The sequence below is a fragment of the Paenibacillus nasutitermitis genome (genome assembly GCF_014641075.1).
Taxonomy (GTDB): Bacteria; Bacillota; Bacilli; order Paenibacillales; family Paenibacillaceae; genus Paenibacillus_Z; species Paenibacillus_Z nasutitermitis.
Map to the genome: position 1 here is coordinate 101,142 of NZ_BMHP01000006.1, position 16,454 is coordinate 117,595.

Annotated in this window: 13 protein-coding genes; all 13 read right to left on the reverse strand. The window is 53.1% G+C overall.

What is annotated here, in order from left to right; genetic code table 11:
- Positions 1-149: 149 nt before the first annotated feature.
- A complete protein-coding gene (locus IEY46_RS29045) occupies positions 150-899 on the reverse strand; it encodes a M23 family metallopeptidase (protein WP_188997745.1) in 750 nt (249 codons plus the stop codon).
- Positions 900-1,075: 176 nt separating this feature from the next.
- Positions 1,076-2,251: a stage II sporulation protein D gene (gene spoIID, locus IEY46_RS29050; RefSeq protein ID WP_229750617.1), complete on the reverse strand. Its 1,176-nt coding sequence runs from the start codon at positions 2,249-2,251 to the stop codon at positions 1,076-1,078.
- A gap of 241 nt (positions 2,252-2,492) precedes the next feature.
- A complete protein-coding gene (murA, locus tag IEY46_RS29055; protein WP_188997747.1) occupies positions 2,493-3,971 on the reverse strand; it encodes a UDP-N-acetylglucosamine 1-carboxyvinyltransferase in 1,479 nt (492 codons plus the stop codon).
- A 217-nt stretch (positions 3,972-4,188) separates the two neighbouring features.
- Complete coding sequence (locus IEY46_RS29060) at positions 4,189-4,440, reverse strand: DUF1146 domain-containing protein (protein ID WP_229750618.1); 252 nt, start codon at positions 4,438-4,440, stop codon at positions 4,189-4,191.
- A gap of 97 nt (positions 4,441-4,537) precedes the next feature.
- Positions 4,538-7,672 (reverse strand): S8 family serine peptidase, encoded by a 3,135-nt coding sequence (locus IEY46_RS29065; RefSeq protein WP_229750619.1) that lies wholly within the window; start codon positions 7,670-7,672, stop codon positions 4,538-4,540.
- A 294-nt stretch (positions 7,673-7,966) separates the two neighbouring features.
- Positions 7,967-9,538 (reverse strand): NADH-quinone oxidoreductase subunit N, encoded by a 1,572-nt coding sequence (locus IEY46_RS29070; RefSeq protein WP_188997751.1) that lies wholly within the window; start codon positions 9,536-9,538, stop codon positions 7,967-7,969.
- A gap of 3 nt (positions 9,539-9,541) precedes the next feature.
- Positions 9,542-11,173, reverse strand: coding sequence for a complex I subunit 4 family protein (locus tag IEY46_RS29075; RefSeq protein WP_188997753.1), 1,632 nt, complete (start codon positions 11,171-11,173; stop codon positions 9,542-9,544).
- A complete protein-coding gene (nuoL, locus tag IEY46_RS29080) occupies positions 11,173-13,044 on the reverse strand; it encodes an NADH-quinone oxidoreductase subunit L (protein ID WP_188997755.1) in 1,872 nt (623 codons plus the stop codon). The genes IEY46_RS29075 and nuoL overlap by 1 nt, the downstream gene beginning before the upstream one ends.
- A 6-nt stretch (positions 13,045-13,050) precedes the next feature.
- Entirely contained in the window at positions 13,051-13,353 is a 303-nt protein-coding gene (gene nuoK / locus IEY46_RS29085) for an NADH-quinone oxidoreductase subunit NuoK (RefSeq protein ID WP_188997757.1), read from the reverse strand.
- Between the two features lies 1 nt (position 13,354).
- Positions 13,355-13,870 (reverse strand): NADH-quinone oxidoreductase subunit J, encoded by a 516-nt coding sequence (locus tag IEY46_RS29090; protein WP_188997758.1) that lies wholly within the window; start codon positions 13,868-13,870, stop codon positions 13,355-13,357.
- Positions 13,871-13,872: 2 nt separating this feature from the next.
- Positions 13,873-14,328, reverse strand: coding sequence for an NADH-quinone oxidoreductase subunit NuoI (gene nuoI, locus IEY46_RS29095; protein ID WP_188997760.1), 456 nt, complete (start codon positions 14,326-14,328; stop codon positions 13,873-13,875).
- Positions 14,329-14,340: 12 nt separating this feature from the next.
- Complete coding sequence (gene nuoH, locus IEY46_RS29100; protein ID WP_188997762.1) at positions 14,341-15,354, reverse strand: NADH-quinone oxidoreductase subunit NuoH; 1,014 nt, start codon at positions 15,352-15,354, stop codon at positions 14,341-14,343.
- Entirely contained in the window at positions 15,354-16,454 is a 1,101-nt protein-coding gene (locus tag IEY46_RS29105) for an NADH-quinone oxidoreductase subunit D (protein ID WP_188997763.1), read from the reverse strand. The genes nuoH and IEY46_RS29105 overlap by 1 nt, the downstream gene beginning before the upstream one ends.

The window sequence follows — 16,454 nt, forward strand, 5'->3', positions numbered from 1 at the left end:
TTTATGTCCAAGCCTGACAAGCCCAAGTTGTGCAAATATTTTCAAATCAGCAGGTCTTCCGGCATGCCAAAAAGCTCTGAAAATAAGCAAAAAGACAGGGTTTCCCCTGCCTTTACGCTTATTTGCCGCCGGTGCTTAATAAGTTTGTTTTATTGATTGGATTCTGCGGATGCCAGGGTCAGCAGCGTTTTCGGATCGATTGCTTTGCCGTCTTTGCGAACCTCGAAATGCAAGTGCACGCCCAGATCCTTCTCCAGCTCGCTGCGTCCCGCTCTTGCGATCAGCGTGCCCTGCTTCACTTCATCGCCGACTTTCACCTGGACGTCGCTGAGGCTATGGTAAACCGTCATGATACCGTCAGCATGCTTGATCTCCACAATGCTGCCATTAAGCGGATGCTGCTCGGCTACCGTTACCCGGCCGCTGAGCGCTGCGGAAACATCAAATGTTTTGTCGGCAGTGTTCGCCAGATCAATGCCCATATTGGCTGTGAATGTGTTGCCCGTTTGGATCATCGCAGCCTGGCGTTCTTCACTTGGCGCTTTCTCATCATAGAATGGGGAGACGACTTCCAGCTGCGTATAGTCAGCCGGCCATTGCATCGTTTCATTCGATGAAGCCACTTCAAGCGTGTCATCCGTTTGCTCCACGTCAGCAGGGACATTCGTCGTACCTTGGCTTACCTCGGAGTCGGTTGCCGGCTTTGTCGTAGTTGGTTTATCCGCCCCCTGGTAAATCCACATTAAGGTTACGATAATTGCTGCCGCGGCCATGAATGCTGCTGGGGCTGTCCATTTCTTCGACAGCAGCTTTCTCCATGCAGAAGGTTTGACGGCAGTTCCTCCCATAGCAGTTTTGGGAGAGTCTTCATTGAGCTTTGGTTTGTTTTGATCATTCATTGTTCTATCACCTCACTAGCCATTGTTGCCACAACCTAGCAGTTTATACGTGAGGGACAAACATTTTTGAAAGATTGTCAGAAGGCAAGACCGCTGTGGACAAGCGCGGAAGTGCGCTACCCGTGCAGCAGATGCCTATCAATCAGTAGCTGGAGGTGAAACTCGGCAATGCAAGACTAGAGACGGCCTTGAATCTTCGAAGCTTGTTCCACCTTAGTGCCGGAATAGTAGTGAGTTACGATTTGTACCGCACCGCTGCCCTCTTCTGCCATCCCATTGGCTCCCCACTGGCTCATGCCGACGCCATGTCCGTAACCGAAGGTAGTTATGACAATGTCATCATCCTTGATCTCCCATAAGAATTGGGAGGAAGCCAGTCCCAGCTTCTCGCGGACTTCGCGGCCGCTTAAGGTCAGCCCTCCGACGGCAACGGTTTTGATCCGCTTGCCTTCGGTAGTCTCCAGGATCCGCATTGTTTTGGCCGCATTTTTCTTCACGCCCAGCTTGCTTGCAAAATCACCCAGTTTCATGGTGACCGTTTCCTTAAAACGCGGGGATATTTCCTTATCCCAAGGACTTGCCACGCTATGCAAATAAGGCACATCAATCTGCCAATAGTCTGAGGCATTTTCCGTATAGCCATTGCTGGTAGAGAAGAAGGCCGCTTCGATAGGCTTCCCTTTATAGGTAATAATCTGCCCCTTGGTCTCCTCTACCGCACGGTTCAGTTTGCCTATATTCAAATCCTTTGCCGTGCCTTTCCAACGGTCCAAAAGCCTGTCAAGGGGCAGATACACTTGATGCTGCACGGTGTCGGTCACATCAGCTGCGCCCGCACCCGTCGAGACAACCCGCTCACCCGCCGCCATCCGCCGGTATATATAGGTACGCGCTGCAATCGCCTGGGCCTTGAGCGCTTCAAGCTTGAAATCGACAGGCATTTCGGCTGCAATCACGCCCCTTACATAAAGCTCGATAGGAAGCGTTTCGACACGCTTGTCCGCTGTAATATAAACGCTGACCCGCGTCCGTTCATAGTCGCTGAGAGATTCTGCTTCAAGGCTGGCGGCTGCCGTTTCCTTCTGCGGCGGCTGCGCTTGTCCTTTGCTCTTGTTCCCTGTTGTTTGCAAAGAGCTGCCGTTTTTCCCGCCGTCCGCTGTTTCCGGCGTCTGCATGGGGGAGGACTCTATCTCTTCCAACTTCAACTTCTCTATGTCTCGCTGCGTTCCGCCCAGCATCATGCTTTTCCATAGAACCATCATTACAAGGCCTGCGGCAAAACCGCCCCACCACCGCCATACTCCAGTGCTCCACCCTCGGCGCCGTCTTGTCCGCCATCTTATCTGATCCAATTTAGCATGCTCCTCCTCTGTCAGTTTGGCTTCTACTCTTTCTAACTGCTCTTTTAAAGCAGCGACTTGTATAGTCTATGAAGTCATTTAGTAGGATAGTACAATGATGGGCGGCGCTCTATAGTAATAGAGTGGATAAAATGCTTGTTGCGGGATGGGAAGGAGGTCAAAATGTCAAAATAAATACCCCCTCTGCCGCTTGTCTTCAGCAGCTAAGGGGGTACTTTGGGATAGCCGGACATCATGCCCAGGTCGGCTGGACTTTCAGACGGGCAACTTCTTTATCGCGTTTATATTCATGCTTCTCGGGTGCCGGTTCAGCGGCAGCTGCCGAGATCGTCACCTCTGGTTCAACTTGAGGCTGTACCGGGAAAGGGATGACATCATTCATGACTGTGCTATAGTCAGGTTCTTCAATACCGCTATCGTCAGGCGCCTCTGCATTTGTCTGTGACTCCATATTCCCATCAATCCGGAAAATGGTGGCACCCAGACCTGCGAGCTTGCCTGTTATATCCACATAACCGCGATCCACATGATGAATGCCGGTAATTTCGGTCTCACCTTCGGCACACAGGGCTGCACACACAAGCGCCGCTCCCGCCCTGAGATCCGTTGCGCATACTCGGGCGCCTGTCAGAGCAAGTCCGCCGCTTACAATAGCGGTACGGCCTTCCACCTTGATTTGAGCGCTCATCTTCTGGAATTCTTCCACATGCATGAAACGGTTCTCGAATACGGTTTCCGTTACAATGCTTGTGCCTTCCGACATCATGAGCAGCGCCATCATTTGCGACTGCATATCGGTCGGGAATCCCGGATAAGGCAGTGTTTTGACATCAACAGCTTTCAGTTTGCCGGGGGCATTCACCCGAAGTCCGTTATCGGTTTCTGTAATTTCCACGCCCATTTCCTGCAATTTGGAGATTACAGGAGCCAGGTGATCGGAAATCGCCCCGTCAATATGTACATCTCCACCGGTAATCGCCGCCGCAATCATAAATGTGCCGGCTTCGACACGGTCGGGAATTACCGTATGTGCAACACCAAACATTTGCTCGACGCCTTCAATACGGATGAGGCCAGTTCCAGCTCCGCGAACCTTGGCTCCCATCGCATTCAAATAATTGGCCAGATCTACGATTTCAGGCTCCTTGGCCGCATTCTCAATCGTGGTCGTCCCTTGCGCAAGTGCAGCAGCCATCATAATATTCTCGGTGGCGCCTACGCTGGCAACGTCCAGATAGATTTTGGCTCCCTTAAGACGATCCCGGGTACGGGCTTCAATGTAGCCTTGACCGAGAATGATCTCCGCTCCCATCGCTTCAAAGCCCTTCAAATGCTGGTCGATGGGACGCGTACCGATCGCGCAGCCTCCTGGCAGCGAAATTCTCGCACGGCCAAGACGGGCAAGAAGAGGACCCATTACCAGAAACGACGCCCGCATTTTACGGACAAGCTCATAAGGAGCTTCGAAAGAGGTTAATCGCTGCGCGGAAATCCGCATCGTTTCATTACTGTATGTGAGCGTGCCGCCCAAAGCGGACAACACTTGTTGGATCGTAGTGACGTCGTCTAAATGAGGCACGTCATAAATGACACTTTCACCTTCTTGTGCCAGTAACGTGGCCGCGAGAATCGGCAGAACGGCGTTTTTTGCACCGCTCACTCGGACATTTCCGGATAAACGCTGGCCGCCGCGGACGATTATTTTGCTCATCTTAGGTTTCCCTCCGCGCGCAGTAGATTTCTTCTAACTAATCGTGTGAAATATGATACCATGGTTTCGGCACCTAACTTTCATCATAACATTTAGCAACATAAATCGACAAGCCTTATTTTCTAAATGTCAAAATTAAAGCATAATATACCATTCGCACCTGTTTTGATTTTTCGTACCGTCATGTATTATCCATTGTTGACATGTTTCTGCCTGGTTATTCGACAATTCCTTTAAGCAGATTGGACCATTGCCAGTAATCAATGACAAATCCGGCGAATAAATGACCGAAGATCACGGCAATCATGACCTGCAGCAGTCTTGCTCTGATACTGCGGGGACGGCGCATGAACAAATCCAGCTTCACATCTTGTATTACGTACCAAGCCAATGTAATGCACATGAGCTCGATTATAATGGACACCAGCGCATGCATCCCTGCCGTCGCAACGACATTGCCCATATTCATTTCCAATTCACCTGGCCTCTTGAATGTCGGGAAAAAGGTCCCGCGCCCGGCTTGGAAAAAGGCAGATATCATCCGCTGCTTCCTAAAGCCGCAACCTCTATTTTAATGCCCGCAGCAGCAGAGATGCAAATTCGGCCCGGCTTGCGGTTTGTTCGGGTTTAAACTGCTGACCTGGATACCCGCCGATGATCCCTTTTTGCTTAAGGGCGCTCAGGGAAGGGGCCGACCAGCGACTCAGCTCCACATCGTTATAGGGGGCCTTTGGCGGTTTGGCGGTCCCGAGTTTAAGCGCCCGGACCAGCATGGCGGCCATTTCCTCGCGTGTAATGAAGCGGTCCGGGCCGAATACCCCGCCTAGATAACCGCTTGCTAAGCGGGCCGCAACCGCCTGCGCGATCGCTCCTGCCGCCCAATGCTTCGCGGGAACATCTTTAAAGCCGGTCGAGCCGCCTTTGGGCAGTTTAAATGCCCGCACCAGCATGGAGACCGCTTCGGCCCTTGTAATGCTTGCATCCGGCCTGAATTTATAAGCGCCGCTCCCGGCGATAATGCCTTTCTTGTTCAAAGCAACAATTGCACTCTCGGCCCAGTGCCCCGAAATATCCCGGTAGCCTGCGACCATTTGATCCGTATCGATTCGCAAGCGGTAATACTGCTTGTCGAACGGAGCGCTGGCCGTCAGTTTGATATAATATAAACCCGCTTCCAGCTTTTTCTCCGTTGTCATGACCGATTCTCCGGTTTTGGATTCCAGCGTCACCAGAGCCTTTTGCCGTTTATCCATCATGACAGCTTTCATCCTGGTGCCTGCCGGAATGCCGTTCACCTTCAGACTGACGACACTGCCTGCTGCCAGACGGAGTTGGTACCAATCCACGTCCTGTTTGTTCCCCATGACTCCGACATAGTCGGAGCCCGGACTAACCACAGTCGCCTCATAGGCTTTGTTGTTGGGCTCATTGGGATCTGTATATTTGGTTCTGAAATCCATTGTCATCGTATACTGCCCGGGAACGGGACTTGCTTGCGCTGACATGGCGTTATATACGCGAAAATAATAAGTGCCCGGCGTAACGCTCATAAGCTCTGAGGTTTCGCTTACTCCTTCTCCATTCTCATCCACCTCAAGCAGAGGGCCGTCCTGTCTCTGAATGGACAAGGATGGATCGATCCGGACAGAATCCGTAGACAACGTCAGTTTGAGCGTGCCTCCTGTCTCGAAATGAACCGTATACCAGTCCCGGTCCCCTGATTGGTGAAAGTTGCCGACGATCGTCTGCGACCGGGGAGCAAGGGTGAAGCCCGAATACTGTTTGTCATTTTTCTCATAGGCATCCGGGCTCATCTGAAAGGTGGAGGTGAGCAGGTAAGGCAGAACCGTCTGGTTCTGTCTGTCCGAAAGCCGGAGTTCAAAGTAATTATTCCCCTTCTTGACTTTCCAGTCCCCCGTCTCGTTGCCCAGCTTCGTTTCTTTCACGCTTTGGGCTTCGTCTCCTGCATAATGGGAAATCGTCACTGATGGCTGGTTGCCGTCCGCCGCGGTTATCCCTTGAAACTGGATCGACAGGACGCCGTCATATGGCGCATTAATCACATACCAGTCCCGGTCGGAATGACCTGCCATTTCTGCCGCAATCTTAGTGCCAAGCGGAAACACCGCAGCCTTATCACGGGAATTATTCGGCTCGTAGGCATCGGCCTTGAGTGTTGTGGATGTCGCCCTGTCAATTCTAAGCAGTCCGTAGCCAGCGGCCTCGTCCACGCCTTTCTTCCCGATATCCTTCGCGCTCTGCCTCAGCATTTCGCGAATCTGATACGGCTTGAAATCCGGATGGACGGCCCAGATGAGCGCAGCTGCGGCTGCTGCCTGAGGAGCCGACATGGAGGTTCCTTCCTCGCGCGTATAGCCGCCGCCTACCGCTGTTGTATAAACGCTCCACGGAGCGGCAATATCAATCTCAGGACCATTGTTGGAGCGCGGCTCCGGTTGACCTTCCGAGCTTACTCCACCTACAGCCAGCACACTAGGATAAGCGGCGGGATATTTCACCTTGGCCTTGGCTCCCAGTGTCTTGCCGTCGTTCCCGCTTGCGGCGACGAGCAGCACGCCTTTGGATTCCGCATACATGGCAATATCCTTCATATAAGGTGAATACCTGTATAGCCCAACCGATAATACAACGATCTTGGCGCCTTTTTTTACGGCGTAAAGAATAGCTTCCCCAAGTCGTTCTTCATCTCCGTAGCCGTCTTCATCCAATGCTTTGATCGGCATAATTTTGGCTTTCCATAGAATCCCGGCTATGCCCAGCTTATTATTACCTGCTCCGGCCAGAACGCCAGCCACCGCCGTACCGTGTCCATTGTCGTCCTGGGGAGCCGTTCCGGGGCGGACAAGGTTGGTGCCTTCAACGAGATTGTCTTTCAAATCCGGATGGTTCAGATCAACCCCTGTGTCCACCAGCGCAATCGTTAAGTCCGTCTGGTCATGTAAGGTCGACCAAGCTTCCTTCGCTCCGATCTGATCCAGAAAATGCTGCTTGGGCAGTTCGGGATCATTGGTGCTTGCCGCAGCCAGAAGACTCACGGGTCCACTTGGTTCAACATAGGCAACGCCCGGCGTCTGGCGGAGCTTGCGCAGCCAGTCTCCGATGTCTCCCTCTGGATTGGCCGGCTGGACCACATCCACGGCAGAGAAGAGCGTTTGGCGGCTGATTACCTCCGTGCCAGACAGCGGCTTTTCCTGACCAGGCTTCCATTTGAGCAACCAGCTTTGTGGTTCTTTCATGGACTGGGCTGCAGCCGCCTTCTGTGCCACCCCAGCAGAGGGCGGGTTTGCCGGAGCCGGACCTGCCAGCATGTGTCCGGGATCAGGGAGCAGCAGACCTGCCAATAAACTCCAAACCATGAGAAAAACAAGTGCCAGACGCCCCAAAGATGCTTTGCTCGTTATTGCTCTCCATAGGTGGACCTTTGCTTCAACAGACTTCGGTATTTCACTTGCAGCCTTATTCACAAACGTATTTACACACGGATCATCTTCCGCTGCCATGCCACATCCCATAGGAATGAGAGTCTGACCGAGTTGTAAAAAAGGGAAGTATCCATGCAGCGGCATGATGAAACAAGCCTGGCCAAAACGGCCCTGCGCTACTACTGCAACCTGCCTGGAATCGTCCTTTAGATTGCGGTTTATATTCAAATGCGGATCCCAGTATGGTTCATTCATCATATTCTGCCTTTAACCTGTAAATTAGTATTATGAAACCTTTTCGCGCTGAAGGCTGCAATCTCCTTTGTTAAATTTGTATGACCCCCATAAAGCGCCTATAGTCCTATACGGGAATGCATTGCTTTTCGATACTATGCGCCAGGCGACCTAGTTGATTCCTTTTATTGACCCGGGAGGGGAAAACGGCTGTCCTTCACCCTTGGGGTTCACGGGGCCAGGATTCCATACGAAAAAACGGTCCAGGATCCCCTCAGGGCCTGAACCGCTTGTGTGATGCATGCACAGGATTGCTTGTCAGCTCCCCACACGTGTAAATAAATCGTGGATAATCGAGAAATGCTCATTGATCCAGCCCAGCACCGGCCCCGGAAAGATACCAAGCGCGACTGTCACCACAGCACATAACCATATAGCGATAGCCGCGGGCACCGGTACCGGCACCTCCGTCTCCTGAGTCGCCGCACGCATGAACATCTGCCGCACGATGCCGAAGTAGAAATAATAGGAGATGGCGCTGGTTGCCACCATCACCGCTACAATCCAGTAGACCTGGGATTGGGCGGCGCCGAGCAGAATGAACAATTTGCCGAAGAACCCGCCGGTGACCGGAAGTCCCGCCAGCGACAATACGAATATGATCATGGCTGCGGCTGTCCAGGGCGCACGGTAATAGAGCCCGGCAAATCCGTTCAGTTCATAATGGCCTGAGGCTCTGCCGACGACAGAAATGACCGCGAACGCTCCAATGTTCATCAGCATATATGCCACCAGAAAGAACAGGAATTCACTGAAGTTGGACGCGTGAGCCCCTTTAAAGGAAATGCCCAGCGGCACGATAAGGAAACCTGCATTGGCGACGCCGGATAGCGCCATAAGACGTTTCATATTCACTTGCCGAAGAGCAGCCGTCGAGCCAACGATCATAGCAGCGGCCGCCAAGATCAGCAGCACCAGCAGCATATCGTCGGCGATAGGGGCATCCGGCGTATTAGCGAACAGCACCACATTATAAACGATGCGGAACATAACAGCCAGTGCCGCTCCCTTGGATACAACCGCGAGGAATGCCGTGACCGGCGTCGGTGCGCCCTGATAGACATCCGGCGCCCAGAGATGAAAGGGAGCCGCCGCGATTTTGATTCCGAGCCCCGCGATTAAGAAGAAGAATGCAACATACAGCATCTCCTTGTAATCCGCCGCGTGCTGCTGGATGCCTATTGCGATGGCACCCAGATTGGTAGCTCCTGTTATCCCGTACAGATAAGACATCCCGAACAGGATCAACGCCGACGAGATTCCCCCCGTCACGACATATTTAAATGCCGCTTCGGCGGACTGGACCGCTGATTTACGCATGCCAACCAGCACATAGGTGGTAATGCTGAGCAATTCCAGGCCGATATACAAGGTAATCAGATCGCCTGAGGAGGCCATCATCATGGCTCCGACAACAGCCGGAAGGAGCAGGTAATAGAATTCTCCCTTATCTGGAATTTCCTCTCGTTTAACGGTACCCAGACTGAGAAGAACAATGAGTGCCGTTGCGGCAAGAAAGACAATTTTCAGCAGACTGGAAAACTGGTCGATCCGGTAGCTGTCAGCCAAGAGACGGATCGCGCCGCCAACCTGCTCCCCGCTGGCATCAATGGAAGCCGGGTGATTGATCAGATCGATCAATCGCCAGATGACAAAGCCAAGCGAGGTCAGCAGGCCGGTAAGCGTGAGCCAGCCGATCACAGCCCGGCTGATCCTTCTTGGCATCGCCAGATCGGTTACGACGAGCACAATCGCAAACGCAATTAGGATCCATTCCGGGGCGAGATAGGCCGCATCGCTCCAGGTGAGCGACTGTTGGGTAGTATCCATTGTCTATCTCCCCACCTTCCCGTTAAGTTCCTGCAGCAGTGCGTCAAAGCCGTGTTTCATCGGCTCTGTAAGGACGGCCGGATAGATCCCGATCAGTACAATAAAGGCCAGCAGGGCGATCATTGGCACCGCTTCGATCAGCCGTGCGTCCCGCAGCGCGGCGAATCGTTCCTTCGCAGGCCCGAAGGTTATCGCAAGTACACTTCGCAGCACGTAGACAGCGGTCAGAATGACGCCCAGCACGGCGACAGCCGTTAGAATGCGCATCGATTCAAACAATCCGAGCAGCGAGAGAAACTCGCCAATAAAGCCGGACAGTCCAGGCAAGCCCAGCGAGGCCATTCCCGCAGCTAGCAGAATGCCGCTTATAAACGGCAGGCTTTTGGCCAGGCCCCCAAGCTCCCGAAGCTCGGTGGTTCCAGTCCGCTCATAGAGAATGCCGACGATCAGGAACAGCAGCGCGGAGATAAATCCATGAGACACCATCTGCACCATCGCTCCCTGAAGTCCGATTTCATTCAGAGAGGCAATACCAAGCAGCACAATGCCCATATGGCTAATGGAGGAATAGGCAAGCACCAGCTTGAAATCCTTTTGGACCAGCGCCAGCACCGCTCCATACAGAATGTTGATTACGCCCAACACGGCAATCACTCCCGCCCAGTCGCCAGCTTGAGCCGGAAACAGAAATACGCCAAAGCGGAGCAGGCCGTACGCCCCCATTTTAAGCAGTATGCCGGAGTGAATCATGACCACCGACGGGGGTGCCTCCTTGTGTACCTGAAGCATCCAGGTATGAAACGGAAAAATCGGCAGCTTGATGCCAAAGGCGACCAACAGCAGAATAAAGATCGACCAGCGCATCGTATCCGTCATATAAAACAAGCTGGTCAGCCCCTGCGCGGCATCCGGCTTCATATTGATATAAGACTCGGGGTCGACCAAATTTTGCTTGATCACTTCATAATCGCCACTGTAGGACAAATGCGTGACCTGCTCGCCGGGAGGCTGATTGACGGTGAATCCTGCCGTGGATACCAGCAGCACAAAGGCAATGAGCATAATGGCAGAGCCGACACCGTTATAGAGCAGAAATTTATTAGCCGCCTTCTCCCGGTTCATGTACCCCCATATTCCGATCAGGAAGAACATCGGAATTAAGGTAAGCTCGAAGAAGACGAAGAACAAGAAGACATCCCTGGCCAGAAATACGCCCAGCATGCCGATTTCCAGCAGCAGAAACCAGAGGTAGAACGACTTCCAGCGTTTTTTAATATGGACGGAAGCGAGCGCCGCCATCGCCGCGACAATAGTCGTCAGCAGCAGCAGCGGGAGGGATAGACCGTCCACGCCGAGATGGTATTGGAATTTGAACGCGTAAGATGTAACTTCGCCAACAACTTCTTTGTTGAGCGAAGCATCGACCCAGGTCACATTCTCTTCATAAGGCTTGCCACCTTTGGCCGTGTCAAAATCGGCATACAGCCATAACGAGAGCAGGAGCGGGATCAGGGTCGTTGCAATGGCTGTCACTTTCAGCCAGCGGCTGCTCTGCTTTGGCAGCAGAAGCAGCAGGATGATCCCCAGCAGCGGCGAGAAAACGATAAGCGACAGAATAGGAAGACCGTTCAGCATTACCAGAACCTCCTTCCAACGACTGCGACTACAAGAACAACAAGACCGATCACCGAAATCAAGCCGTAGGTCTGCACCTGGCCGTTCTGCAGCCGGGTACCGCCCCGGCCAAGCTGGATTGCCGCTCCTCCGACCAGACGGACAACGCCGTCGATCACGTAATGGTCAAATGCGGCAAGCACGCCGCCAAGCCCCCGCAGCGTACGGACAACAACGATCTCATACAGCTCATCGATATAATATTTACGCTCCAGCAGCCTGACCAGCCAGGGCGCACGGGTGGACACCGCGTCCCTCGAGAGAGTGCCCTTTACAAAAACGAGCCATCCCAGATAGATACCGAGGACGCCGATTGCGGTAGAAATGACCATAACCAGGCCGCCGCCCTCATGCCCAATCTCAGCTCCATCGGTCAGCCATGAGCCAAGTGTGTTATTCCAGGGCGTCTGCACGAAGCCGGCAATAACCGCCAATACCGCGAGAACCACAAGCGGCAGCGTCATCGATGCCGGCGATTCATGCGCATGCTGTTCCCCTTTGGGCTTTCCAGTGAAAACAAGGAAAAACAGCCGGGACATATAGAAAGCCGTAAAGAACGCAGCTGCAATGCCGACAACGAACAAAACGGGCTTCTCATGCAGCGCCGTTGTCAGAATTGCATCCTTGGACCAGAAGCCCGAGAAAGGCGGTATGCCCGAAAGCGCAAGCGCGCCGATCCCGAATGTCCATGCGGTAATGCGCATTTTCGAACCCAAGCCGCCCATTTCCTGAATATTTTGCGTATGTACCGCATGGATGACGCTGCCTGCTCCCAGGAACAGCAGCGCTTTGAAGAAAGCGTGTGTAAACAGGTGGAAGATCCCGCCGGTGAGCGATCCCAGACCAAGCGCCATCATCATGTAACCCAGCTGGCTGACGGTTGAATAAGCCAGAATGCGCTTGATGTCATTTTGCGCCACACCGATTGTCGCTGCAAAGATAGCTGTAAATGCGCCCACATAAGCAACGACATCCATAGCGGCCTGTGATGCCTGAAAGATGTCAAACGTGCGCGCAACAAGGTAAACGCCTGCGGCGACCATCGTTGCGGCATGAATCAGAGCACTGATCGGCGTTGGCCCTTCCATCGCGTCCGGCAGCCATACATGCAAGGGGAATTGCCCTGACTTTCCGGCTGCGCCTACAAAAATAAGAATCGCAATCAGCGTGGTTACACCTGCGGCAATTGCGCCTGTCTGTCCGTCGAAGACATTTTGGATATGAACAAAATCCAGCGCGTGGTCCGGCATATACCAATAAAGCAGCAAAATCGCGATCAGCAAAGCGGCATCGCCGATCCGCGTCACGATAAAGGCTTTCTTGGCGGCTGCCACCGCTGCGGGTTTGGTGTACCAGAATCCTACCAGCAAGAAGGAGCATACGCCTACCAATTCCCAGAAGATATATAATGTCAGCATGTTATCCGCTAGAACAAGCCCCAGCATGGAGAAGGTGAACAAGGCCACATAGCTGAAAAACACGTTTATTCTCTCATCGTCTTTCATATAGCCTGCGGAATAAACATTAACCAGAAAGCTGACCCCGGTCACGACAACCAGCATGAGAGCCGACAGATTCGTAACTTCGAAGCCGGCGTTGATCTGAACACTGCCCAGTGAAATCCATTTGAAGCTGTACTGGTAATAGGACGTACCGTCGCTCATATGCTCCACCAGCACCAAAATGGAAACCACCAGTGAAACGAGCGAAGCGACAATGCCTGTTGTCACACCCACTATGCTCTGATTGCGGCCGAAGGCGAGCAGCAGCAGAAATGCGGCGAACGGAAACAACGGAATGAGCCAGGCAACCTGTGAAAACATCGTATCCAAATCGGTTTACCTCCTCATCTCGTCAAAATCATCGGCATTAACCGTCCCACGTGCCCGGAACAAGGCAATCAACACGGCTATGCCGACCGCCACCTCGGCCGCAGCCACTGTAATGGTAAAAAGCGCAAACATCTGTCCTGTCAGGGACGGCACGACGCCATATTTGGAGAAGGCGACAAGATTCAGGTTGACCGCGTTTAGCATGAGCTCGACACTCAGCAGCACCACAATCGCATTCTTCTTGACAAGTGCGCCATACAGGCCTATACAAAATAAAATCGCCGCCATGGTCAAATAGGAAGATAACATGTTAGTCCCCCTCCTTCTTCGCGAGCACGATGGCTCCGATAAATGCGACCGTGAGCAGGACGGATACCAGCTCGAAGGGCACGACATAGGTCGTGAACAGCTGTTTGCCGATTTCCATTGTGTTGTCCATGCCCGACTGGGCTGCTTCCGGTACCGGAAACTCGCTCTGGCGGATGGCATAAAACAGGATACCGAACAGCGCCAGCGCACCGATTGCGGTCAGTGTCTCCTGAAGCGGCCGCGACCGCTCCTTCTCGCTGTCCTGATGACGGGTCATCATTATGCCGAATATCATCAGAATGGAGACCGCCCCCGCATAGATCAGCACCTGGACAAAAGCAAGAAACTCGGCCTTCAGCAAAATGAACATGCCGGCAATGCCGATAAATACCGCCGCCAGAGAGACGACCATGTACACGACCTTGGTAAAGCTGACCATAAGAACCGCGCCGCTGATAATAATGATAGAAAAAATAAAAAATGCGACGAACTCGCCGGTCAATTCCACATTGAACATCGTTATTTGGCTCCTCCCCTGGCCGCTTGGGGAGCGCCGATATTATTGTTGTCCTGACGGACAAGCTTGTTGTTCTCGTCAAGCCATTTGCGGTCCTTGAACAGATCGTCCCGGCTGTAAGAGGCCAGCTCGAAATTCCCCGTCATGACAATCGCTTCCGTCGGACAGACTTCCGTGCATAGATCGCACAGAATACAAATTTCAAAATTGATATCGTAGGTGTCGATGACTTTGCCTTTTTTCTCCGGATCAGGGTTCGCGATGCCTGTGAGCGAGATACACTCCGTCGGACAGACACGCACGCATTGATTGCATACAATGCATTTGTCCGGCTCAAAATGCTGAATGCCCCGGAACCGATCCGGCATAATAAGCGGCTTGTCGGGATAAGAAGTGGTGACCTTCTTCGCTGTCATGGATTTGAAAGTAACGCCCAGCCCTTTAAAAAGACCCTTCATACCTTATCCCTCCTACCCTTTAATAAACAGCTCGAGATAGACGGCTGTTACAAAAACATTGAGAATAGCCAGCGGCAGCAATACCTTCCAGCCGAAGCCCATTAACTGATCAACCCGAATCCGCGGCATCGTCGCCCTCAGCCAGAACAGGAAAAACACGATAAAGGCGAACTTGAGCATGAACCAGATGATACCCGGGACAAAATCAAGAAACGGTGCAGGCGCATGCCAGCCGCCCAGAAACAGTACTGTAGTCAGCGCTGCAATGGCATACACGTAAACATACTCCGTGAGCATGAAAAAAGCAAAACGGAATCCGCTGTATTCGACATGGTATCCGGCTACCAGCTCCGATTCCGCCTCCGGCAGGTCGAACGGAGTCCGGTTCAGTTCCGATACCGCAGCAATAACAAACACGACAAATCCAATAATCTGGGGCAGGAAGTTCCACTGCCAGAACCAGTCGCCCTGCTGCTCGGCGATAGACCGCAGATTCAGGCTTCCCGATACCATAACAACCCCCACGACCGATATGACCAATGGCACTTCATAGCTGATCATCTGCGCGGCGGAGCGCATTCCGCCCAGCAGGGCGTATTTGTTGTTTGACGACCAGCCGCCGAGGACAACCGCGATCGTGGAGATGCCTGACAAGGCCACATAATACAGCAGCCCGACATTAATATCCGCGAAATACAGCTTCTGCGTGTAAGGGATAACCGCCAACACGGCAAAAGCGGGCACGTAAGCAAGCGCCGGCGCAAGAATGAACAAGGCCCGGTCCGCCTTCTTCGGTATCGTGTCTTCCTTGATCAGCAGCTTCGTAATATCCGCTACGGTCTGCAGCAGACCGAATGGTCCAACGCGGTTGGGACCGATCCGCAGCTGCATCCAGCCGATCACCTTGCGCTCGAAATATATCGCGTAGGTGACAAAACCAAGGACCACAACAAGCAGCACGACAGCCCACAGGAAGAATATAAACGCATTGCCCCAGGTTAGCGTTTCATCCAGCCAGGTTCCCATTAAGCGTCCACCTCCCCGACGACAATATCGATGCCGCCCAAAATCGTAATGAGGTTGGTCATCGTTTCGCCAACCAGCAGCTTGGGCAGGATTTGCAGGTTGACAAAGGACGGACGGCGGAATTTAAGCCGGTAAGGCTCCGCCTTTCCCTTGGAGACGATATGACAGCCAATTTCGCCGCGGGGAGATTCGATGCTGACATACGCCTCTCCTGCCGGCGGCCTGATCACACGCGGCACCTTGCCCATCACCTCGCCGTCTGAAGGCATCTGCGCAAGTGCCTGCTTCAGAATCCTGATACTCTGGCGAATCTCCTCCAGACGGATGAGATAACGGTCATAGCAATCACCGTTAGCCCCAAGCGGCACATCGAATTCAAACCGGCTGTACAAGCTGTACGGCTTCGCTTTGCGGATATCCCAATCGACGCCCGTACAGCGCAGATTCGCGCCGGATAAGCCGTAATCGATTGCCGTCTGCGCATCATATTGTCCGACTCCCTTAATCCGGGCGAGGAAAATCTCATTGCCGCTGACAAGATTATCGTATTCGACAAGCTTCTTCTCCATATAGGGAAGAAAATCGCGCACCTTGTCCAGCCAGCCCTCCGGCGCGTCCCATTTCACTCCGCCTACCCGCATATAATTGTAGGTCAGCCGGGCGCCGCACAGCTCATTGAAGAAATCGATGATCATTTCGCGGTCGCGAAAAGCATAGAGGAACGGGCTCATCGCCCCGATATCCAGCAAATAGGTCCCCCACCAGACAAGATGGCTTGCGATACGCTGCAGCTCCATGACGATCAGTCTCATGAATTCGGCACGTTCGGGAATTTCCAGTCCCATCATGGTTTCCACGGCATGGCAGAGCACATAGTTGTTGGTCATCGCCGACACATAATCCATCCGGTCAGTATACGGAATGATCTGGGTATAGGTCAGATTCTCCGCCAGCTTCTCTGTGCCGCGGTGCAGATAACCCATGACAGGAATCGCTTCGGTAATGACTTCGCCGTCCAGCTTTACAATGATGCGGAAAACACCATGGGTGCTCGGGTGCTGCGGCCCGACGTTAAGCAGCAGTTCTTCGGTACGGATCAC